The sequence below is a fragment of the Nostoc sp. FACHB-888 genome (assembly GCF_014696655.1).
Lineage (GTDB): Bacteria > Cyanobacteriota > Cyanobacteriia > Cyanobacteriales > Nostocaceae > Nostoc.
Map to the genome: position 1 here is coordinate 119,838 of NZ_JACJQM010000009.1, position 21,354 is coordinate 141,191.

General features: G+C 38.9%; 20 protein-coding genes and 1 pseudogene. 9 read left to right on the forward strand and 12 right to left on the reverse strand.

Translation table 11 applies throughout. The annotated features are described in order from the left end of the window. Window positions 1–197 precede the first annotated feature (197 nt). Window positions 198–2,027, reverse strand: a complete 1,830-nt coding sequence (locus H6G26_RS08365) for an N-acetylmuramoyl-L-alanine amidase (protein WP_190728838.1) — start codon at window positions 2,025–2,027, stop codon at window positions 198–200. Window positions 2,028–2,113: 86 nt separating this feature from the next. Here H6G26_RS08365 and H6G26_RS08370 point away from each other — a divergent pair, with 86 nt between their 5' ends. Beyond that, entirely contained in the window at window positions 2,114–3,748 is a 1,635-nt protein-coding gene (locus H6G26_RS08370) for a CTP synthase (RefSeq protein WP_190728808.1), read from the forward strand. Window positions 3,749–3,877: 129 nt separating this feature from the next. Next, window positions 3,878–4,300: a hypothetical protein gene (locus H6G26_RS08375; RefSeq protein ID WP_190728809.1), complete on the forward strand. Its 423-nt coding sequence runs from the start codon at window positions 3,878–3,880 to the stop codon at window positions 4,298–4,300. Window positions 4,301–4,309: 9 nt separating this feature from the next. Here the strand turns inward: H6G26_RS08375 and H6G26_RS08380 are convergent, their stop codons facing one another. The 4 genes from H6G26_RS08380 to H6G26_RS08395 form a co-directional block, all read right to left on the reverse strand. Then, entirely contained in the window at window positions 4,310–4,933 is a 624-nt protein-coding gene (locus tag H6G26_RS08380; RefSeq protein ID WP_190728810.1) for a type I restriction endonuclease, read from the reverse strand. 3 nt (window positions 4,934–4,936) lie between these two features. Beyond that, entirely contained in the window at window positions 4,937–5,839 is a 903-nt protein-coding gene (locus H6G26_RS08385) for an ROK family protein (protein WP_190728811.1), read from the reverse strand. A gap of 96 nt (window positions 5,840–5,935) precedes the next feature. Beyond that, a complete protein-coding gene (locus tag H6G26_RS08390) occupies window positions 5,936–6,145 on the reverse strand; it encodes a hypothetical protein (protein ID WP_190728812.1) in 210 nt (69 codons plus the stop codon). A 73-nt stretch (window positions 6,146–6,218) separates the two neighbouring features. Further along, entirely contained in the window at window positions 6,219–7,115 is an 897-nt protein-coding gene (locus tag H6G26_RS08395; RefSeq protein ID WP_190728813.1) for an ABC transporter permease, read from the reverse strand. A 352-nt stretch (window positions 7,116–7,467) separates the two neighbouring features. Here H6G26_RS08395 and H6G26_RS08400 point away from each other — a divergent pair, with 352 nt between their 5' ends. Then, complete coding sequence (locus H6G26_RS08400) at window positions 7,468–7,869, forward strand: element excision factor XisH family protein (protein ID WP_347242447.1); 402 nt, start codon at window positions 7,468–7,470, stop codon at window positions 7,867–7,869. Then, window positions 7,857–8,192 carry a XisI protein gene (locus H6G26_RS08405; RefSeq protein WP_190728814.1) on the forward strand — a complete coding sequence of 112 codons (336 nt, stop codon included), beginning with the start codon at window positions 7,857–7,859 and terminating at the stop codon, window positions 8,190–8,192. Before H6G26_RS08400 ends, H6G26_RS08405 begins: the two co-directional genes overlap by 13 nt. 73 nt (window positions 8,193–8,265) lie before the next feature. Here the strand turns inward: H6G26_RS08405 and trxB are convergent, their stop codons facing one another. Together trxB and H6G26_RS08415 are read right to left on the reverse strand one after the other, a co-directional pair. Next, on the reverse strand, window positions 8,266–9,636 hold the full coding sequence (trxB, locus tag H6G26_RS08410) for a thioredoxin-disulfide reductase (protein ID WP_190728815.1): 1,371 nt from the start codon (window positions 9,634–9,636) through the stop codon (window positions 8,266–8,268). 154 nt (window positions 9,637–9,790) lie between these two features. Continuing rightward, window positions 9,791–10,576 carry an Rpn family recombination-promoting nuclease/putative transposase gene (locus tag H6G26_RS08415; protein WP_190728816.1) on the reverse strand — a complete coding sequence of 262 codons (786 nt, stop codon included), beginning with the start codon at window positions 10,574–10,576 and terminating at the stop codon, window positions 9,791–9,793. A 109-nt stretch (window positions 10,577–10,685) separates the two neighbouring features. Here H6G26_RS08415 and H6G26_RS08420 point away from each other — a divergent pair. From H6G26_RS08420 to H6G26_RS08440, 5 genes and pseudogenes are all read left to right on the forward strand, one after another. Beyond that, a pseudogene (locus H6G26_RS08420) lies at window positions 10,686–11,274 on the forward strand (Uma2 family endonuclease). A gap of 187 nt (window positions 11,275–11,461) precedes the next feature. Beyond that, on the forward strand, window positions 11,462–11,983 hold the full coding sequence (locus tag H6G26_RS08425; protein WP_190728817.1) for a type IV pilin-like G/H family protein: 522 nt from the start codon (window positions 11,462–11,464) through the stop codon (window positions 11,981–11,983). 188 nt (window positions 11,984–12,171) lie between these two features. Beyond that, a complete protein-coding gene (locus H6G26_RS08430; RefSeq protein ID WP_242053639.1) occupies window positions 12,172–14,364 on the forward strand; it encodes a hypothetical protein in 2,193 nt (730 codons plus the stop codon). 242 nt (window positions 14,365–14,606) lie between these two features. After that, the gene (locus H6G26_RS08435; RefSeq protein WP_190728818.1) at window positions 14,607–14,984 is read left to right on the forward strand and encodes a XisH family protein; all 378 of its coding nucleotides are present in this window, start codon (window positions 14,607–14,609) and stop codon (window positions 14,982–14,984) included. Next, window positions 14,972–15,307 carry a XisI protein gene (locus H6G26_RS08440; protein ID WP_190728819.1) on the forward strand — a complete coding sequence of 112 codons (336 nt, stop codon included), beginning with the start codon at window positions 14,972–14,974 and terminating at the stop codon, window positions 15,305–15,307. The genes H6G26_RS08435 and H6G26_RS08440 overlap by 13 nt, the downstream gene beginning before the upstream one ends. A gap of 8 nt (window positions 15,308–15,315) precedes the next feature. Here the strand turns inward: H6G26_RS08440 and H6G26_RS08445 are convergent, their stop codons facing one another. The 5 genes from H6G26_RS08445 to H6G26_RS43720 form a co-directional block, all read right to left on the reverse strand. Then, window positions 15,316–19,506: a glycosyltransferase gene (locus H6G26_RS08445; RefSeq protein WP_242053640.1), complete on the reverse strand. Its 4,191-nt coding sequence runs from the start codon at window positions 19,504–19,506 to the stop codon at window positions 15,316–15,318. Continuing rightward, window positions 19,493–19,783 carry a DegT/DnrJ/EryC1/StrS family aminotransferase gene (locus H6G26_RS08450; RefSeq protein ID WP_190728820.1) on the reverse strand — a complete coding sequence of 97 codons (291 nt, stop codon included), beginning with the start codon at window positions 19,781–19,783 and terminating at the stop codon, window positions 19,493–19,495. The genes H6G26_RS08445 and H6G26_RS08450 overlap by 14 nt, the downstream gene beginning before the upstream one ends. Continuing rightward, a complete protein-coding gene (locus H6G26_RS08455; RefSeq protein WP_190728821.1) occupies window positions 19,756–19,941 on the reverse strand; it encodes a DegT/DnrJ/EryC1/StrS family aminotransferase in 186 nt (61 codons plus the stop codon). Before H6G26_RS08455 ends, H6G26_RS08450 begins: the two co-directional genes overlap by 28 nt. Further along, the gene (locus H6G26_RS08460) at window positions 19,922–20,353 is read right to left on the reverse strand and encodes an FdtA/QdtA family cupin domain-containing protein (RefSeq protein ID WP_190728822.1); all 432 of its coding nucleotides are present in this window, start codon (window positions 20,351–20,353) and stop codon (window positions 19,922–19,924) included. Before H6G26_RS08460 ends, H6G26_RS08455 begins: the two co-directional genes overlap by 20 nt. Before the next feature lie 223 nt (window positions 20,354–20,576). After that, window positions 20,577–21,308 (reverse strand): N-acetyltransferase, encoded by a 732-nt coding sequence (locus H6G26_RS43720; RefSeq protein ID WP_190728823.1) that lies wholly within the window; start codon window positions 21,306–21,308, stop codon window positions 20,577–20,579. Window positions 21,309–21,354 lie beyond the last annotated feature (46 nt).

A 21,354-nucleotide genomic window follows, 5' to 3' on the forward strand; every position in this document is an offset into this window, starting at 1 on the left:
TGTTTGGCAATACACTATAAAAGTCAAAAAGCTTGAACAAAGAGCGATCGCAACATTGAGCAAGAACTAGCTAAAAAAGAGCAATGGGCTACGCCTCGCTGAAGGGGATGGCTTCTCTCCGAGACGCTACGCGAACGCCCGCCGCAGGCATCGCACTCTATTAAATACAATGAGGAACTAGTGTTGTACCTCAAAATTTATCTCACACTCCTAAACCACTCAGTAATTCCCTGAGCGATCGCATAAGCCATTTTCTTCTGTTCTTCTGGGTTCACTACCTGCTCAAATTCATCGGGATTGCTCATAAAACCCAATTCCAGTAACACCGATGGCGCAGCAGATGGACGTGTCAGCGCTAGGTTGTTCCAAAACACACCATAGGAAGGTCTGCCGAGGTTTTTGACTACATAATTCTGTAAAAATATTGCGAGATTGTGGGCTTGGGGATGATACCAAAAAGTGCCGAATCCCTTGGTTTTTTCGGCATCGCCATTATCGGGTAGAGAGTTGTGATGTATGGAAAGAGCGATCGCAGGTTCTTCTTGGTTGATAATTGCTTGACGCTCTACTAGCGAAACTTCCTTATCATCCTCCCGCGTCATTACCACCGTTGCTCCTAGCTTCAGCAACTCATCCCGCAACAACTTAGATACCACCAAATTCACATCTTTTTCTAAATATCCAGTTGGGCCACTGGCACCAGATTCTTTACCTCCATGCCCTGGATCAAGTACAATCTTGAAATTAGCTAAAGGCTTGCGTTTTGTGTTCCCAATTTTCGGCGGATGACGCAAAGCCAAAACCAGGGTTGTACCGTCGTATCTCAGTTTATATCCCCATTGTTGAGCTTTTTTGAGGTTAAAGGTGTATTTTACTTGTTCTGGTGTCTCCTGTTGCCAATCTAGGCGAGAAATTAGGGGGTCATCATCCAGGCGAATAATGTCCGTTTGGGCAGTGGTATTGTAGAGAGTGAGAGCGAGAGCTTGCTCACTTTGTTGCACGCTCACAGGTACGGGAACTTGTAAAGGAAAAACTATCTCTGTCACATCAGGGAGTTGACGGTATCCGACACTGCGAATTATTGTTTGTGGCGGAATTGCACCAGGTAGAATGCGGGTTTCCTGACTATTAATCCAAGCACCATAGTCTAGGCGTAACCATTCACCTTCCCTACCTGTTACTGTTGCGCGTGTACCTTTAGGCAGTGGTGTAAGTCGAGAATAATCGGTGCTTGGTCCAGTACGAGCAACGCCTGACTCTACTGTAACCTCAGAAACTGGCAACTGTGCTTTTGAAAGGATTTGAATTTTACCAGTCCCTGGTTGAGTTATCGTCTTGCCATTGAGCGTCAGTTGAAACTGAGGTTGTCCCAAATCTACCTCTTTAATGGAGTCTGGGACAACAGCACCAGAAATGATGTTGTTACCGTAAATTAGGGATGAAAAAGCAGGATCAGGTTGTTGCAGTGTAATGCAACCCTCATACTTTCCTACGCTAGACTGGGCATGAGGCTGATTTTGCCCTGTCAAAGCTGCCAAATTACTTGGTAGTTGTGCCTGTTGAGGTTGAGGTGAAAGGGCAATAGTTTGATTAGCTAACTTGACAGAGACATTAGCGTTAGGGGGTGCGATCGCGCTAAAACAAATTATTTCTCCCGGTAGTCTGGCAATGTCAGCTGCTGGAGTCAGGGAATTTTTAGCAAAGGCTAACCCCTGTGGTAGCTCAGGGCTAGTGTTAAGCCTTGTCACCTTAATCTGGAGTTCTTGATTTTGGTGACGCACGGTAAAAAGATTCTCCCCCAACTGCAAGGGGAAACTAGGGGAAAAATGACCAGCTTTGCTGCGGTTAATTGGCTTACTATTGATCAAAACCTGGCCATTTGGTGGTGCAGTCCCCAGAAAAAAGATTTTTTGGGCACTCGTCTGGTAGTTTGTTTGGGGAAAAACGACTATAAGAGATGGCTCTGCCAATGCTACGGAGGATGTGAGAATACAGCCGAATATTACTAATCCTAAAAGGTTTTTCACAAGCTCAATCACAGAAGATTACACCACAACAACTGTGGCACAATGACGGGATGTATTTTTAGAAGTTGTTAGAAATTCAAACTACTATGACTAAGTTTATTTTTGTAACTGGGGGCGTAGTTTCCAGTATAGGTAAGGGCATTGTAGCAGCAAGTTTAGGGCGTTTGCTCAAGTCGCGCGAATATTCTGTGTCGATTCTCAAACTCGACCCTTATATTAATATTGATCCCGGCACAATGAGTCCTTTTCAGCATGGGGAAGTATTCGTTACCCAGGATGGTGCGGAAACAGATTTGGACTTGGGGCATTACGAGCGCTTCACCGATACCTCAATGTCGCGTTTGAATTGTGTAACTACTGGCTCGATTTACCAGGCAGTTATCAATAAAGAGCGGCGCGGAGACTACAATGGCGGCACTGTACAGGTTATTCCTCATATTACTAATGAAATAAAAGAGCGGATTCTACGAGTTGCTAAAAGTACAAACCCATCTGTAGTAATTACAGAAATCGGCGGTACGGTGGGAGATATTGAATCACTGCCGTTTTTGGAAGCAATTCGTCAGTTCCGCAAAGAGGTGGGGCGGCAGAATGTGCTGTATATGCACGTAACTCTCGTACCGTGGATTGCCTCTGCGGGTGAAATGAAAACTAAGCCAACACAGCATTCAGTTAAAGAACTGAGATCCATTGGTATTCAACCAGATATTTTAGTTTGTCGCAGCGATCGCCCATTACCCAAGGGATTAAAGCAGAAATTATCGGGATTTTGTGATGTGCCCGAAGAATGCGTCATCACTTCCCAAGATGCCAAAAGTATCTATGAAGTACCCCTGAATCTAGAACGCGAAGGAATGGCAGAACAAGTACTGAACTTGCTGCAAATGGAGCAACGCAAACCAGATTTGACGCAGTGGCAAACCTTGGTACAACGGTTACATACTCCCAAGCACGAGTTAGAAATTGCCATTGTCGGTAAATATGTGCAGTTAAGTGATGCCTACCTATCTGTAGTGGAAGCACTAAACCATGCTGCAATTTCCACTTATGGCAAACTGCGCCTGCGTTGGGTGAACTCAGAAGATTTGGAAACTCAACTGCCCGAAACTTATCTTAAAGGTGTTGATGGCATAGTTGTGCCAGGAGGTTTCGGCGTTCGGGGGGTGGATGGCAAAATTGCCGCCATTAAATACGCGCGCGATCGCCAAATTCCCTTTTTGGGTTTATGCCTGGGAATGCAATGCTCTGTGATTGAATGGGCCCGGCACGTAGGAGGATTAACAGGTGCTAATAGTGCTGAATTTGACGCTCATACAACTGATCCGGTAATTAATTTATTGCCAGGACAGCAGGAAGTTGTCGATTTAGGGGGTACAATGCGCTTGGGGCTATATCCTTGCCGTGTTCTTCCTGATACATTGGCTTTCAAGCTTTATCAAGAAGATGTAATTTATGAACGACATCGACATCGGTATGAGTTTAACAACGCTTACCGCGATTTGTTATTAAAGTCTGGCTATGTGATCAGTGGGACTTCTCCCGATGGACGCTTAGTTGAAATTGTGGAATTACCCAAGCACCCATTCTTTCTTGCTTGCCAATTTCATCCAGAATTTCAATCGCGCCCCAGTAGCCCTCATCCTTTATTTAAAGGGTTTATTCAAGCAGCGATCGCTCTTTCTCTTTCGATAGGTACACCAACACCATTGGAGGTGTCATAACAATTAAAAATTAAAAATTAGAAATTAAAAATAATTTTTAATTGGTACACAGCAACATTAACTTAAGGCTTCAGTACATTTGGTTATACAGGGTGCATCATTCGTAAATTTCAGACTTGAGGAGATGTTGTGGCGTACTGGGTGAAAATCCTTTACGAGAGGAAAGAATATGTAGTGAACTTTGAACGTGTCCACGCTTTTTGTTATGAACTAAACGGTAGGGTTACTTTTTGGTTACCCGATAGTGCCATTCCGATAGTGATTAACCCGCACAGTAACTTGGAAGATTATCAAAAAATCCTCGATTATTTAGAATGTGTGACTGGGTTGGAATTAGATCATGCCCACTGGGTGAAAATCCTTTACGAAAAAAATGAATATGTAATTAATCTCAACTGCATCAGTTCCTTTTGCCATGAACCGAACGGCAGGATAACTTTTTGGTTGCCAGATGGCACTATCCCCATCATCATCAACCCTGTGAGTAATCCCGAATCTTATGAAAAAGTTGTGAAATACGTTTATAAGGCAACAGGATATTCTTTGTCTTAGTATTACGAATTACGCGATTAATTCTCCAAGGCGCTTCAATATACTGAGTACTTGGTGTAGTTCTGAATCACGTTCAATTGATAGCGCATAAGAACGTGTATACCAAGGATGTTCTTGTTGAATCAATTTTACAAAAACAAATTCCCTACCGTTGATTAGTAAACCAAAAGTCGGTTGTACAGGATTTGGACGATCAAGCATATAAGCTAGTGCTTGAGGTAGGGCTGTCATCACATCAAATTTACTGCTTTTAGATTCGATGACAAGTACCCAAAAACGTTTTTGGATGACAAGAACATCAATATTTCCTTTAACTATAAAGCTCTCATCTTCAGCGCAAATCTCAACAGAAGTCTCGGTTTCAATCACAAAAGTAAGTTGATAAAATCCAGCTAAATCGAGTAAAGGAGACAGCACTACCATCTTTACCGCCTCTTCTGACATTAGACGGTGCTTATTTAAGTTTAAATAGTTGCTTTTTACTCGCGCCATCGCTTGCTTTTCACCATCAGTTAGAGTTGGTAAGTTTTCTGTCCACTCTGGAAAAAAGTTGGTGTCTGTGGCAAGTTGCAAACCAAATTTTTCTTCTAATTCGTAAAGACTGATGTCTCTAGCTGGGATTGTTTGAACCATAATTTAAAACCTTGAATAGTGTTGCAATGCCAACTTTGCTGCACCTACTATCCCTGCAAAATTGCCTAACTCTGCTGGCAATATTTGTAAACCCGCTCGTGATAAAGGCTGAACTCGCTTCTCAATTTCTGCCTTCACTGCTGGGGAGAAAAATTCAAAGCTGCCACTTATGCCGCCACCAATGACGATCGCTTGCGGTGTTAGTACATAAATCAAACTCGTCAATCCAATTCCCAAATCTTTACCATATTGTTGCCAAAAAGTCAATGCTGCAGGATCTCCTTGTTGTGCCAGAAAACCTAATTCGATGGGTTCCTTGAAAGTGCGGCGGCGAATTGCATTAACACAGGCGTATTGTTCCAAAGAGCCTTGATTGCCACTATTACAAATTGGCCCATCTGGGTTGAATGAAATTAAACCCAATTCCCCGGCGGCTCCTTGATGTCCAACAAATAGTTTGCCATTTAGAATAATTGCGCCACCAACCCCAGTTCCTAAAGTTAGCAGAATCAGATTTTGAAAGTGGCGACCGGCTCCCAGCCAAGCTTCTCCCAAACCAGCGCAGTTGGCATCGTTAGCGATCGCAGTAGGTTTACTAGTTTTGGTTTCTAACCAGTCTGCTAGAGGCACATCAAGCCACCCAGGTAAGTTGATGGCGATTTTCGCAATGCGTCCTGCTGCATCGGATGGGCCAGGAGTCCCAACACCAATAGCAACAGTTTGATTATTTGGATCAATTTGCGCGATCGCATCTACGATCACTGCCAGCACGGCCTCTGGTGTTGTTGGTTGGGGAGCCGCCACAGTCAAGGATTGCAGGCAAGTACCATCGGCTGTAAACCGCCCCAGCTTAATTGCTGTTCCCCCCACATCAATGCCAATTACTTGAATTTTGTCATTTGTCATTTGTCATTTGTCATTTGTCATTTGTCATTGGGCATTGGGCATTGGTAATTGGCGAACAGCTATTCTCTATTCCCTATTATTGGGTGCGAGTAGTTTTCATCCCCGATCTGTTAGCGCAGCGTCTTTGCTTGGGAGAAGACGCGCGGCTTTCAACTCCGATTTCTGTAAATTAGCAAAATTCGTGGTACGGAAACTCGATTGCTCATGCCAACCTGTAACTGGCGCACCTCTTAAAATACCAGCAAGGGCAACAGAAAGGATAAATCCGCCAGTAGCGGCGGCAATTAACGTTAGATTATCTTTCATACAAATCTCTCTATTGTTTATTTGTCAATTGTTATTTGTCATTTGTCCTTTGTCCAAAACTAATGACCAATGACTACTTTCGGATTCTATTTTCTCTACGTAAACGGGGATTGACAAATTCATTCAACCCTTCACCAAGTAGTGATAACCCTACCACCATGAATGTCATGGTTAAACCAGGGAAAAGTGTAGTCCACCAAATGCCAGTAGGTAGAGCTTCTAAGGCTTGTTTTAAATCATGTCCCCATTCTGGCACTTCTTCGGGAAGTCCTAGCCCCAAAAAACCCAAACCGCCCAACACCAAAATTGCATCAGCAGCGTTGAGTGTAAATAGGACGGGTACGCTTTGAATGACGTTGAAAAATAGATAACGAGAAAGCACAACCCAAGTAGAAGCGCCCATTGCTTGAGCCGCTTCGATGAACACTTCAGTTTTCACGCTCACAGTGTGGTTGCGAACAACGCGGTAATATTGGGGAATGTAGGCAATGCTAATAGCGATCGCTGCATTTAATATCCCACGCCCCACCACAAACGCCAGTGTCACAGATAGCAGTAGTCCCGGTAGAGTGTAGATGCTATCCATAATAAACAGCAACACTTTATCCAATTTACCGCCGAGATAACCACTCAGCATCCCCAGAGGCACACCGATAATCATACTCAGCGCTGTTGCCAAAATCACCACCTGCAAAGCAGCTTGAGCGCCAAACAACGTCCGGGAGAACACATCATAACCCAAACGACTAGTACCAAACCAATGTTTAGCTGAGGGTGGCTCATGAATTGGATTAGAAAGAAAATCTTTGGGGTTTTGCAGCCATCCCCAAGCTTGCAATACGGGAGCGAAGAATGCCAGGAAGATGAAAAATAGGGTAATGGCTAACCCGATGAGCATGAGTTTTTGGGAAAGATTGAGACTTTTGCCAAACTGTAAAAATGTCGGTAGTCGCCGTTTTGTAATGGCCATGTGCGATCGCCTGGATCAAAGCTTGATACGCTGACCATTTTACATATCAGATAGGGGATTGCGTAAACATCGTGAATAAAAGTCTAACTGTTTCGCGGTGGATACAGAGCTAGACTGAGTTAGAGGTGAGATTATGCCTTATTTTTGGTGGAGATAAATTACTAGCCAAGTGTTACCGCAAAGGTAAATGATTACAAGTAAAGAAAAATTTTAATACAATACAGTTCAGATAAGACCAAAACACTTGTAGAGACGGCTATTTATAGCGTCTCGAAAACCCACAATTTTGTACAATTAGCCCTTAACCCAAGCGTATTGGATTTTAATATACTTTGATATACCTGCAAGAGATATTTATCATGACGCTGTTAAGAATGCCTTAGTTAAAGAAGGCTGGATAATTACAGATGACCCCTTACATTTAAAGTGGGGGCAAAAAGATATGTATGTAGATTTAGGAGCCAAGCAACTCTTAGCCGCAGAACAAGGAAGTAAAAAAATAGCTGTAGAAATTAAAAGTTTTGTCAGTCCCTCAGAAATGGCAGACCTTAAAGATGCTATTGGGGGATTTATCATGTATCGTGCTGTTATCCATCGCCTCGAACCAGAAAGAACATTATATTTGGCAGTGCGCGACAGTGTATTTACAGCTTTGTTTGAGGAACCGATTGGTACACTTTTAATAGAGACTGAAAATCTAAATTTACTCGTTTTTAATCCAGAAGCTGAGAGGATTATCCAATGGATACCTTAGATAATTATCGACGTATGATCAAAGAGGTATTAGTACCCTACACACAAATTCCTTATTCACACGCAGCCATTGAATGTAAAGCAGTATTTGATAGCGAAAATGATAGTTATTTGCTGATAACTTTAGGCTGGGATGGTGTTAAACGAATTCACGGTTGCTTAGTTCATCTCGATATTATTGATGACAAAATTTGGGTGCAACGGGATGACACAGAAGATGGTGTTACCTACGAATTAGTAGCAGCAGGAATTCCCAAAGAGAAAATTGTCTTGGGATTTCACCCGCCAAATGTTAGGCAACACACAGGGTATGCTATTGCCTAACTTATTAAAGCTAACATTTAAGCGAGTATTGGATACTGGGCAGAGTCTTTCCTAGTCTCCAATACCCAATATCTCAAAGATTACTTTCAATCAACTGGCGGTATTCGCTCTTTTGCTTTACACCTTTAACTTCCTTCACCAGCTCCTTATCTTTGAACAATTGAACCGTTGGTGTTCCTGTCACACCAGCATTTTCAGCAATATCTCGGTCTTTGTCGATGTCAATTTCTACAAAGTGGATTTTGCTGTCAAATTCATCCACCACTTTATTTAAAATTGGCTTCAGGGTATGGCAAGGGCCACAGCCAGGAGAGACATATTTAACAAGGAGTAAGCGATCGCTTTCATGGAACAATTTCCGTAAAGCATAACCTCCCTCATGGCGCGTCGCATCCAAGTAAAATCCAGCTTCTTCCTCGGCTTCAGTCTTTTTGGCTGGCTGATGTTCTAATTCATTGTCTGCTATTTCTGGTTGTTGATGGAATTCTTGAATCAAGCCAGTGAATGACAACCAACGTTCTGCCAACATCGCCGCCATACAGCCAGTACCCGCAGCCGTGATTGCTTGCCGAAACTCATGATCTTGTACGTCGCCAGCAGCAAAAACGCCTTCTACACTGGTTTCTACAGAACCGGGCTTAGTGACAACATAACCGACCTCATCCAGTTCTAATTGCCCCTTGAATAAAGAGGTGTTGGGACTGTGACCAACGGCGTAGAATAAACCCTTAGCGTGGAGTTTGCTTTCTTCACCAGTCTTGGTATTACGGACTTTCACCCCTTCCATGTGGCCGTTACCGAAGATATCCACGGCTTCTGTGTTCCAATGCACTTGGATTTTCGGGTTGTTCAAAACGCGGTCTTGCATGGCTTTAGAAGCCCGCATTTTATCGGTGCGTACCAACATATTTACCTTAGAACCGTATTTGGTGAGGTAAATAGACTCTTCCGCCGCCGAGTCGCCAGCACCAATTACAGCCAATTCTGCGCCATGAAAAATTGGTGTTGCACCATCGCAAATTGCACAAGCGGAAATACCCCGACTCCAAAATTCATGTTCGTTGGGTAAACCCAAACGCTTTGCTGTTGCACCCGTAGCAATGACGATGCTGTTGGTTTTTATTTCCCTCTCTTGCGATCGCACTGTAAATGGACGCTGATTCAAGTCAACTGATATAACATCTTCAGTATATAGTTCAGCCCCCCAGCGCTCTGCCTGAGCCTTCATTTGATCCATCAGTTCTGGCCCGGTAATCCCTTTGGGAAACCCTGGAAAGTTCTCAACTTCCGTCGTTGTCATTAATTGCCCACCCGGTAAACCCCCGGCTTGGAAACCTTCAAATACAACGGGTTTCAGGTTAGCGCGTCCCGCATAAATAGCTGCTGTGTACCCTGCTGGGCCAGAACCGATAATTACTAAGTTTTCTGTTGTTGTGTTAGCCATGAAAATATACAAACTCATAACGACTACGCTTAATATAGCATAACAAACTGTGATTGGCTACGCCAAATAGTAAGCGATGTCTGCGACGGGCTACGCCTACGCCAAATGCCTAGGGTACTATGCGCTCAACACTTGCCAAACATCTTCTTAACTATTAAGACTGTTCTTGCAGATATTTCTTGATAATTTCAACGTCTAGCTCTAGAAATTCAGCTATTTCTTGAATGCTCATACCTTTCTCAACACATTTTGGGGCTAATTTCAGCTTGGTTTCTGGTTCTGTCTTTGCCACGATACTCTCGTACAATCGAGTATTTTTGAATGCATCTAAATCAAGCATGGCTTCAATTTCCTCTAAGGTAAGATTGGGAAACTTATAAAATACAATGGCTTGGATAAATGCTATCACTTTCTTTTGAAGGTTTTCATCCAGGAAGTCTTCTCGTGCCTGAATGATTAGCTGTTGGGCTAAAGAAGGAGCTTTTGTAGGTACTTCTACAAATAGTTTGGCAATTCCTATCCCCAAGGAATCTTCAGCCCTGGTAGAAAGTTCATTTAGATAAATGCAGCGTAGATGTTGTTCTACTAAAGCCTGATAGCGTGGATGAGGTGGGGTTTCATGGATACGTTTGTCGTAAATAACAATTGCGTACCAGCCTGAGTTGGCTGGTTTATATTGACGAAAGTAAACAAAAATTTCCCCAAAAAGTCGTTCGTAAAATTCTTCATCTTTGTAGGTTTGCAATTCTACAAAGTACATAGGTTCATTTTCAAATCCCTTGACAGTAGTAAATAAACCATCTAAACGAAATGATTGTTGCTTAACTTCAGGTGCAATAAATGTGTAGATATTAGGATTAGTGTCAGGTTTATTAATAAGTTCAAAAAATATCTGTGGTAGTTCCTTGATAAGTTCATAAAAAATTACATCTGTTTTCATTGATGCTACTAATGGCGAACTATGAGGCGTTTTTATTTCAACACAATACATTCTAGCTTTCGTAGGTTGAGGTACGTATGATAGAGATTAAAGCGTTATTTGGCGTGTTATGTCCCTCACCATCACCGATTTAGAGCAGTTACACACTGAGCATCCAGAATGGCAGATGGAACTGGTAGAGGGAAAAATCATAGTTTCTCCTTTATCAGATTACGAGTCAGAGGAAATTGGCGCTCGGTTGAGTACCTTCTTAAATATCTGGGTCATGTCACGCAAACTAGGGCGTGTAACTGGTTCTAGCGCAGGGTTTGTTTATCCTACCGAATATAGAAGAAGACGACTTAGAAAAAAGAAATGTGCGTAGTTTACCGCCGTAGGCATCGCCTGACGTATCATTTGTTCGCCCTGATCGGCTGAAGAAGACCAAGCGCGACTTTGTAGGGTTGGTTCCAGACCTGATGGTTGGGATTAAATCTAAAGGCGACAGAATTAAACCGCTTGAAGAGAAGATTCAGTTATTTTTGCAACTTGGGTCTGTAGTCGGCATACTAATTGACCCTGACAAATTAACAGTAACGGTTTACCGATTAAACCAAGCTCCAGTGGTGTTGGAAAATGGAGACACACTTAGATTACCGGATTTGCTACCAGGTTGGGAAATGGCAATATCAGAACTGTGGCTACCTGAATTTGAATAAAGCACTCTCACAAACAAAATTGAAAATCTAGCCCCTGGTATACATCAGGGGCTTTTGAATGCAAGGATTTTGGATTGTGTAACCGCATCTCCCAAAACTTTTTTTCTGAAGGTGATAGGAAAGCGATCGCAGGTGGGTAAGTTATATCTAGAACAAACAAACACTTCCTACCCCAGGGTAAACACTTATGAAAACCGAACTAAAAGCTAAATTTCTTCAACACATCCTCAACAAGAAGAACGAAAATGAAGGTTTTACACTCATTGAATTACTAGTAGTAATTATTATCATCGGTATTTTGTCTGCGATCGCTCTACCTTCTTTCTTAAACCAAGCAGCAAAAGCTAAACAATCTGAAGCTAAAACCTACGTTGGTTCAGTTAACAGAGCGCAACAATCTTACCGAATAGAAAATACATCGTTTGCTGGCACTATTGACCAACTACAAATTGGTATTCCTGTTTCGACGCCTAACTATGACTATACTCTCTCCGCTGCGGCTCTCAACACTACTAGTGTTACAGCAACAGCTAAAGATCCCTCTTCTCTTAGAGGCTTTAATGGTGGTGTCACCATTCTCACAAGTGGACAAACCGCTGCTGTTGCTTGTCAGACAAAGGGAGTACAAGCTCAAAATGCCCTTGTCGCTCCTAGCTTAACTAACACCAGTGCGGGTTGTGGAGCAGGTACGATGGAGGAAATGAAATAAAGTTTAATTCTTTGTTTTTGAAAATGCTAGATGGATTGCAATGCATCTGGTATTTTTTTATCTGATTTTCTCAAACCTTGTGGGGGTTAACAGCTGTTAATCCCTACATTGCTTTTTATTTTTAAGCTTATTTTAAATCAGATTTCGTCTCTTTGGTAATAAATTATCAAACTGGGTCAAGGGTATTAATGATGACTATTAATTTAGATAATCAAGTTTCTTCAACTCAAAAATTGTTAAGTATTCAACAATATGAACAAAATATTGTTGAAGATACCAGAGAAGTTTCTAATTATTGGTATTTAGGATTAGCCTTCTTATTAGAGGGCAGAGAGGAAGAAGCGCAAATTACATGGATGACTCCTTTTCTAGAATTTGAGGAAGAATCAGAACAATGGCTGCAACAATTAACTGAAATTTTATTAAATGCTGCTCAACAACAAGAAGCAAATTCCAACTATCAATTAGCTTGGGTAATTCGTCAACATATCAAAGAATTTTTTCCTGATGATATTAATAATATTTTAAAAATAATCGAGCTAGACATTGATTTAAACATTCATGCTCTGGAAAATAATATTAATCAACTTATTGAAGTTATATCTCAACTAACAGAAGTTCCTATTTTTGATGAAAATTTATTAACTACAGTGCTTGAAAAGTTAGTTTATCCTGATCCAGTTAATATTCCTCCCTTTGTTAATCAACTGGTTGAAACACTTGTACCTTATTTAGAAAACTCTGAAAATATTATTCCATTACTAATAGGAAAAGCTGATGCCTATTATCGTTGTTCTAATTATTATATCTCAATTTATTTGGCTGAATTTGCTCTTCGTTTAGAACCTAATAATTTAGATTGTATTATCAAAATAATTCCTCCTCTACAAAGATTAGGACTAGATTATATTAAAAAATCTATTGATTGGGTAAAAAAATATTTGAACCTGGCTCAAGAACCAATTGATCAAATTATTGGTAGTCACTATTTACTAGAAGCATTCTTAACTTCTTGTGAAAGTTGGGAAGAATCAGTTCGGGCTTACCAAAAACATAAATCATGTTTATCTAATCTTGTAATTAGTAAACCAGACAACGAAACTTTAGTGCGAATTTTATCTGTTGGTTCTTTTTTACTATATATGGAAGATAATCCACGTGAAAATAGATTAATTCGTAATGGATTAGCTGCTTTATGTCAACAAGTGGTATGGAAAAGTTTTCCTGAAAATATTAACACTTATAAACAACGTTTTAACTCAACTCGTCCTTCTCTAAAAGAGCGTCCTTTAAGAATAGGCTATTTATCAGAATGTTTTCGTACTCATTCTGTGGGTTTCTTAGCTTGGTGGTTATTAAAATATCATAATCGTCAACAATTTGATATTTATTTATATTCTTTAAAGGAGAATATTTACGATCCACAACAACAAGCTTATAAAATAGAATTTGGTGATCGTTTTCATCAAGAATGTTTTTCTATGGTGGCAATGGCAGATAAAATTAACCAAGATGAAATAGATATTTTAGTGGATTTAGATAGTTTGACTTCTTATGGTAATTGTGCTATTTTAGCCCTTAAGCCTGCACCAATTCAAGTTAGTTGGTTAGGTTATGATGCAACTGGTTTCTCAACAGTTGATTACTTTATTGCTGATAACTACGTATTGCCAGAATCAGCACAAGATTACTATACTGAAAAAATTTGGCGTCTCCCTCAAAATTATATTGGTATAGATGGCTTTACTGTAGGAACACCCACTATCAGCAGAGAATCTTTACATATTCCTAATAATGGAATTATTTATTTTAGCTCCCAAACCGGATTAAAACGTAATCCCCATAACATCCGGTTACAGATGCAAATTATTAAACAAGTTCCTAATAGTTATTTTCTTCTCAAAAGTCATCGAAGTAATCATCAAGATTTACAAGACTTTATTGGCCCAATTGCTGAAGCAGAAGGGGTTGATTTAGAATGCTTAAGATTTCTACCTTCTGCACCTACAGACATGGAACATCGTGCCAATTTAGCCATTGCTGATGTTGTCTTAGATACCTATCCATACAATGGTGCAACCACAACCCTAGAAACTTTATGGATGGGTATACCATTAGTAACCAGAGTCGGAGAACAATTTGCAGCGCGTAACAGCTACACAATGATGATGAATGTAGGTGTAACTGAAGGTTTAGCTTGGAGTGATGAAGAGTATGTAGAGTGGGGTGTGCGCTTGGGTAAAGATGCTGCATTAAGGCAGCAAATTGCTTGGAAACTGCGACAATCAAGGCAAACATCACCTCTGTGGAATGGTAAGAAATTTGCCCGTGAAATGGAGAATGCCTATCAACAGATGTGGCAGAACTATAGCGGTTCTTAATTACATGGAATACAGACCTAACCCCCAGCCCCTTCCCTGCAAGGGAAGGGGAGTAAGATTCAAAGCTTCTTTCCTTTTAGGACAGAGGAATGGAAGCTAGGTCATAGTGTATTGTTTCTATAGACGGGTAGCGATAGCGGTTCGGATAAGACTTGATCCCCCCAACCCCCCTTAAAAAGGGGGGCTAATAATGGCTCTATTTCCCCCTTTTTAAGGGGGACTAAGGGGGATCTTTAAGGACTATGCACCTAAACCGAACCGTATTGGCTCATGACCCACTCTCAATTAGCGTAGGTGGTGTGAATGCCTCTATTGATTTAGCTGCTGAAAAACTCATTGCGGCAGAACGTGAGGGAGAAAAAATTGCTGTTGAAGTCAAAAGTTTTTTAGAGAAATCTTCTGCAATCTCAGAATTTCATACAGCATTGGGACAGTTTATTAACTATAGAGGCGCATTAAGGCGACGACAGCCAGAGCGTGTTTTGTATTTAACAGTACCTTTAACAACTTACAAAACATTTTTTCAACTTGATTTTCCCCAAGCGATGATTGAAGAGAATCAAGTCAAAATGATTATTTATGATGTAGAGCAAGAGGTGATTTTTAAATGGATAAACTAGCTCAGTATCGGCAGATTATACAACAGATATTACAGGGTTATAGTGAGGAAAAACCCTCTGGCAGTAATATAGATGTTGAGAATATTTTTGATATAGAACGTGACCATTACCAAGTAGTCCATGTAGGCTGGGAGGGTCAAGATTGGGTACATAGTTGTATCCTCCACATTGATATTAAGGGTGGAAAAATTTGGCTTCAGTGGAATGGTACAGAAGAAGATATTGCAGAAATTTTGGTTAGCATGGGAGTTCCTAAAGAAGATATTGTGTTAGGATTTCAGTCTCCTTTCATGAGGAAGTTTACAGAATATGCAGTGGGTTAGACCATTTATTAGAAAGCAGGCATTATCTCTAACTTGGATGCGATCAAGCTATCTACATCGCAAGATGGAAGTGTTTCTGCTTTTGCTTGTGCGATCGCAGATTCATTATCTGTTGTTAAAGCAATTCGAGTATTAATTCTAGGCAAAAGAGTTTTCCATTGTGCATCACTTAACTTACCTAGTAGAGAAATTTCTGGCCCCTCAGTTATATCTATATCATCTTCCATGAGCAAATTCATGGTCAAAGAAGATAAGAGTATATCGGCTTCCTCATCAGAAATATTTTGAGTATCTATGAGAAGAGTTATATGACTTTTATCTGGGTGAGTAGTGAGGGTAGAAATGGCACTTGCTAAATCTTGATATAATAAGTCTTCTGGCTGTGACCAGTCTGGGAAAATAATTAGGTTGATATCTCCTAAGCGGAAATTTTGACTCAGAGTATCTGCAAGATATTTACTAAATAGTTCTTGGAAGAGGTTGCCTATTTTAGTTGAGTAAGAGCGACTATCAAGAAAACTAGGATTATTTTGCATTTTTTCTTTGATTTGGGCGCTCTTTTGTTGGCGTAATTCAGGATCAGTTCCGAGTGCGATCGCTAACTGTATATAAGACTCTCCACTATCCGCAACTAAATCAGGTATATTCAATGTTTGGATCATTGCTGCTCCCATTGCTGAACGGAAGCTATTTCCCTGCCTAGCAATTACTGGTAAATTAACTTGTAGTGGTTCTATCAAAGAAGTTGTTCCAGCAAAGGGAAAAGAATCTAGATAAACATCGGCAATACTGAAGTATGCTTTAACATCTTGTCGATTTGGTACGGGCTGAGGATCTAAGACTATTAATCGGTCTGCTGTTATTCCATGCTTTAAAAATACTTTATTCAAGTGATTCACAAAAGCTTTTTTAGGATAAGCGGTTGACCAATTTGGCCCAAATGGCAGAAGTACTAAAACAGATTTTGGTACACCAAAAATAACTTTTGCCCACGTATCAATCAGTTCAGGGATAATTTTGAAGTAGTTAGCGGCAGAGATGAAAATAACAGCATCGTCAGCAATACCTAAACTTTGTCGCTCACTTTTTACAATTACTTTGTCTTCTTCATTACCATAACTAAAGCAATGAGCACTTCCTTCTAGTTTCACCAACTTTTCTTGATATTGCTGCTCTGCCGTTGCCGATGGATCGGTTAGTGTACCAGAGATGTAATAATCAATATGCCGCATTCCTGTTGTTACCACAGATCCGCCACTTGTGACTTGTATTCTAGCTAACCTATGCATTGATAAGAGGCAGATTTGATTCGTTATTAACGTCACATTCGTAGCAATGAACAATATATCGATATTATCAGCACGAATAATATTTACCTGTTCTGTTAAATCTTGTGGTAGTAGTTTAAAAGAGTTTGCACAGCTTTGGCAATATTGCTCTAGTTGATGACCAGTTTGATTAAGAGAGTATAAAATTACTTCAAAGTCTCGACTGATATACTCATAAACAGGAAGGTAAGCAAATGTTTCAGAGCCAGGTATAAAATATGCAGCTAGGACACCCAACCGAATTTTTTTTCTAGTTGTAGGCCTATCAGCAAACTCGTAATCTACCTCATAACCCTTAAGCTTCAGTAGAAACTCTATAATCTCTCCACGTTTAACATAGATATCTTTAAGATTATGCTCATTAAAATATAAGGGAACAAAATTAGCAATTGAAGCAAAGTTATTAACTATTTCATTCCACAACTGAGAATCAGAATTTTTTAATATCGATGTGTGTAAGTAATTAATCCACCCCTGCATATAGTAATAATAATTATCTGCATCGCCTACTTCTTGAAAGTGGAGTGGCGAAGAAAATAGGAATTGTAAATAGTCCTTAAGTAACCAACGGGGTATGCGAGAGAGGTCGTGCTGTAACGGTAACTGGTCAGCGCGCCGATACAGCATAGCTGCTAGTAAATGCTGAATTGCCTTTGGCTGATCAAAACCTTGAGATATGATTTTAACGATATTATTAACAAAAATCTGTTCTTCATCAGTCAGACTTTCATATTTGATGCTACTATTCACTAACATCTTATGTGTTTTACCTAACAGACCTAGATACATATCTGTTATCTGCTCATCTGAAATATTCAAACATTCTTCTGCTAGTTGTTTTCGTAACTGATGCAACTCTGCATTTTGTTCACTCAAAGTTGCATATCTATAAAGAGCTTGTTGCCTCGTTGCTTGAGGATATCGTGTATCACTGTAAATTGTCTTAAATAGCTTTTGATAATCTAATAAAATAGCATCCTTTAAAGCAACATTTCGACGAGTTTGTTGTTGTGGATGTATCCTAAATTGAGATAAAACTTTATTAACAAAACCAATTTTGTATTGGCTCATAATTCTGAGCCACATTTCTAAATCTACAAGTTGACAAAACTCAGAATTAAATAATCCAACTTTTTCAAAAACATCTTTTCTAATGAGAACTGTGCTTGGCTCTCCAATCTTATTAATTGGATTATCAAGTATATTTGGATCTAGCAAAAGTTGCTGTCCTGATTGAATCAGCTTTAATCTTGACCAACTTTTGTGTACATCCTTAGCCTCGTGATGCATTAAAAAGTTTGAATCATAAACAGTATGACCAGTATTATTGAAGAGTGTTCGCGGCGAAAAAACTAAACCTATCTCTCCATCTTGTTCAGCCAAATTAACCATTTCTTCAATAGCAGTTGGCTCTAGTAAATCATCTTGAAATAAAAATTTTATATATTTTCCTTTAGCTTGAGAAATACAAAAATTCCAATTTTGGGATAGTCCATACTGAGCATGTTCAAGAATTAAAAATTCAAAAGATGATTTTTTTTCTAATAATTTAGCAATCTCAACTGTTCTGTCAGTAGAATTATCATCAGATAAGATTATTTCTATGTTTGGATATGTCTGCCATAAAGCACTGGCAATTGATTCTGCAATAAAAACTTCACCATTATAAGTAGGAATACAAATAGTAACTAGAGGTTGAGGCTTTTTTATCGATGTTATTTTATAAGTTACAGCATCAGATAAGTTAAGCTGTTCTTCTTGAGGCTCTTTATCTTCTTTGCTTTCATCTACTTTAGCTTCGAGAAAACTTTGCCTAAATAAAGATTTTAAGTGAGCTATTTCACCGTTTTTAGCTGAGATTTTATCTTTTAGTTGATGTAATAATACAAAATTAGTAGCATCTAAATCTTTAGTTAATTGATATAATTCAATTAGCCCAAAATCATATTTTTGCTTGGCAACATCTAGTACATCTTGATCTTGCAGTAGTTCAAACAGTTTTTCTACTCCAATACATTGGATAAAATGTAAATTATGCAGCAAATATATAAAAGCTTTTTCTAGATTGTATTCAATTTCAGTGTTAAAGTCTGGTTTTTTAATGTGATTTGAAAATGCCTCCTTGAATATTTCAATACTAACATCATTAAAGATATTTCTATGTATTTGACAAAGTTCAAAATTTGAACGAGCTTGATTAGATATGCTACTGAGGTTAGCATTATCGGCTCTGATTCTATACTTAATAAGTTTATTATTTAAAATAAATAAGTTATGTTTTTTCAATAGCTTCAGCCACATTTCAAAATCTTGCAACTGAATAGATGCTAAATTAAATAGTCCAGCATCTAAAATTAATTCTCTACATATAAAACCAGTTACAGCATTAATATAATTACCATTAAAAAAGAAATGTCTTAGTATTTCGCTCTTTGTTTTATTAGGATAATTAAATAAGTTTTTTGCAAAATGACTATCAGTTATTATATGGCTATTTTCATCGATAAAATCTACCCATGAAAAAACAGCTTTTTTTTGAGATGTAACTAAATAGTTATATTGTGTTTCTAGTCTATGAGGATAACAAATATCATCTCCAGACATAAGAGCAACATACTTTCCTCTAGAATCTAATATAGCTCGATTGATTGCACTACTTGTCCCTTGATTCTCCTGATAAATATAAGTTATACGCTCATCTCTAAATTGTTTTATGATGTCATCAGTCTTATCGTTAGAACCATCATTAACAATAACTAACTCAAAATTTTTATATGTTTGAGTAAGAACACTTTCTATGGCTTCACCTATATATTTTTCATGGTTATAGGTAGTCATAGTTACGCTAATTAAAGGATTAGATAATGTCATATTTAAATACCTCCAGCAAAATTTTAACAACTTTTTGTACTTCTGTTTTATGCAGATGAGGACCAATCGGTAAACTAAGTATTTGGCTAGATATCGTTTGTGTAATTGGATAACTATTTATTTGCCAATTGGTTACTAACTCTTCTGCATAAGCATCTGATAAATGAGGCGCAATAGGATAGTGAATTAAAGTACTAACTTCCGCACTATTTAAGTAGCATTTTAATTTATCTCTTTGAGGATAACTGACTACAAAAAGATGCCAACTCCAACGCAATATTTAGTTTCACAGTAAACTGCAAACTCTTCTTCAAAAGCTGCCACTTCCTGACCAAGAATATACCAGCCAGACTCCATGACGCGCTGATAAGCTGCATCAAGTTCTTCTTTTAGCTCCAGATAAGGAGCTTTTAAATCAAGAAATGGAACTTCCATTGTCTATGCTCTTTACAGCTTTAATAAATTCATCATAATCGCGATAGTAGTCAGATTCTTCGTAATAGGTGGATGCTAGAACCATACAAACAGAGCCTGAAGAGAAATTATCTAGTTCTCGCCAAACCATAGAGCTGATATAAAGACCGTAGTAAGAGCGATTTAGAGGAAAACGCCATTTGCCATGTCCATCATCTAAAATCACATCAAAACTACCAGACATAGCAATGATTAATTGCTGTAATTCTTTATGAGCATGGCCGCCTCTTTCTGCGCCTCCAGGAACATCGTAGAGATAATAAACTCTCTTGAGATCAAAAGGAACATGCTTATTACCTTCTATAAATGTTAAATTTCCTCGCGGATCTTGTACTTTTGGTAGATGAATAATACGACACTGTTCAATACTCATGATGAGAGGTTAATTATTTTAAAAGATTTTTAAATTGATATGTATCAGTCCATAGCAAATTATCGCAATATTAAGCATTTGAAAATATTTAATACTTATGTAATACATTGATTTGCTATTTTCAACAAATTGAAGATACACTAAATAGATGCCATCATAAGTCATCAAGCAAAATAGCTTTTAGTTTTAACATCGTATTCAAATATGAATAAAGTTAACCAGCTTACTCGTTATTGCTGATATCTTTGATAACTCGTGCTGGATTACCTGCGACCATTTTACCAGCAGGAACATCTTTGCTCACAACGGATGCAGCCGCAACAACAGATTTTTCACCAATAGTTACTCCTGGTAAGATATTTGCTCCCGCACCAATAGCTACTCCATCACTAATTTTTGGTCCTCTAACACGATCTTCGTCGTAATCTAGTTTTCCTATAGCTCGATCATTTGTAGTGCTAACTAGCACGCTAATAAATACATCATTACCAATTTCACAATTACCTGTAATATGGGTAAGATCCATGATTTTAGTATGATTACCAATATTGGTGTTGTAATTTATAGTTACATTTCTACTAATAAGACAAAAATTGCCGATTGTAACCTTCTCTCTAATTGAAGTGTTCTCACAAATTAAGGTATTATTACCAATACAAATATCATAATAGATTACTGTATTTGGTCCAATTACACAGTTATCACCAATAATCAGCTTTTCTTCATAGTCGATTTTTCTGGAAACTGTACCCGTTCCTTTAGGTCGCTTGCCTAAATAAGCACCTGGGAAAATTTCTACATTGTCACCGATTATTACTCCTGCTTCTATAACAACATGAGGATGAATAATCACATTGTTGCCTAGAATAGCTCCAGCAGAAATAACTGAGTAGTGTCCTATAAATATATCTTGTCCAATTTTATCTGTTTCAATTATTGCGGTTTTGTGTAGCATAATCAGCCTTTAATATTCAGTCGATATCTGAAATAATTTAATCTTA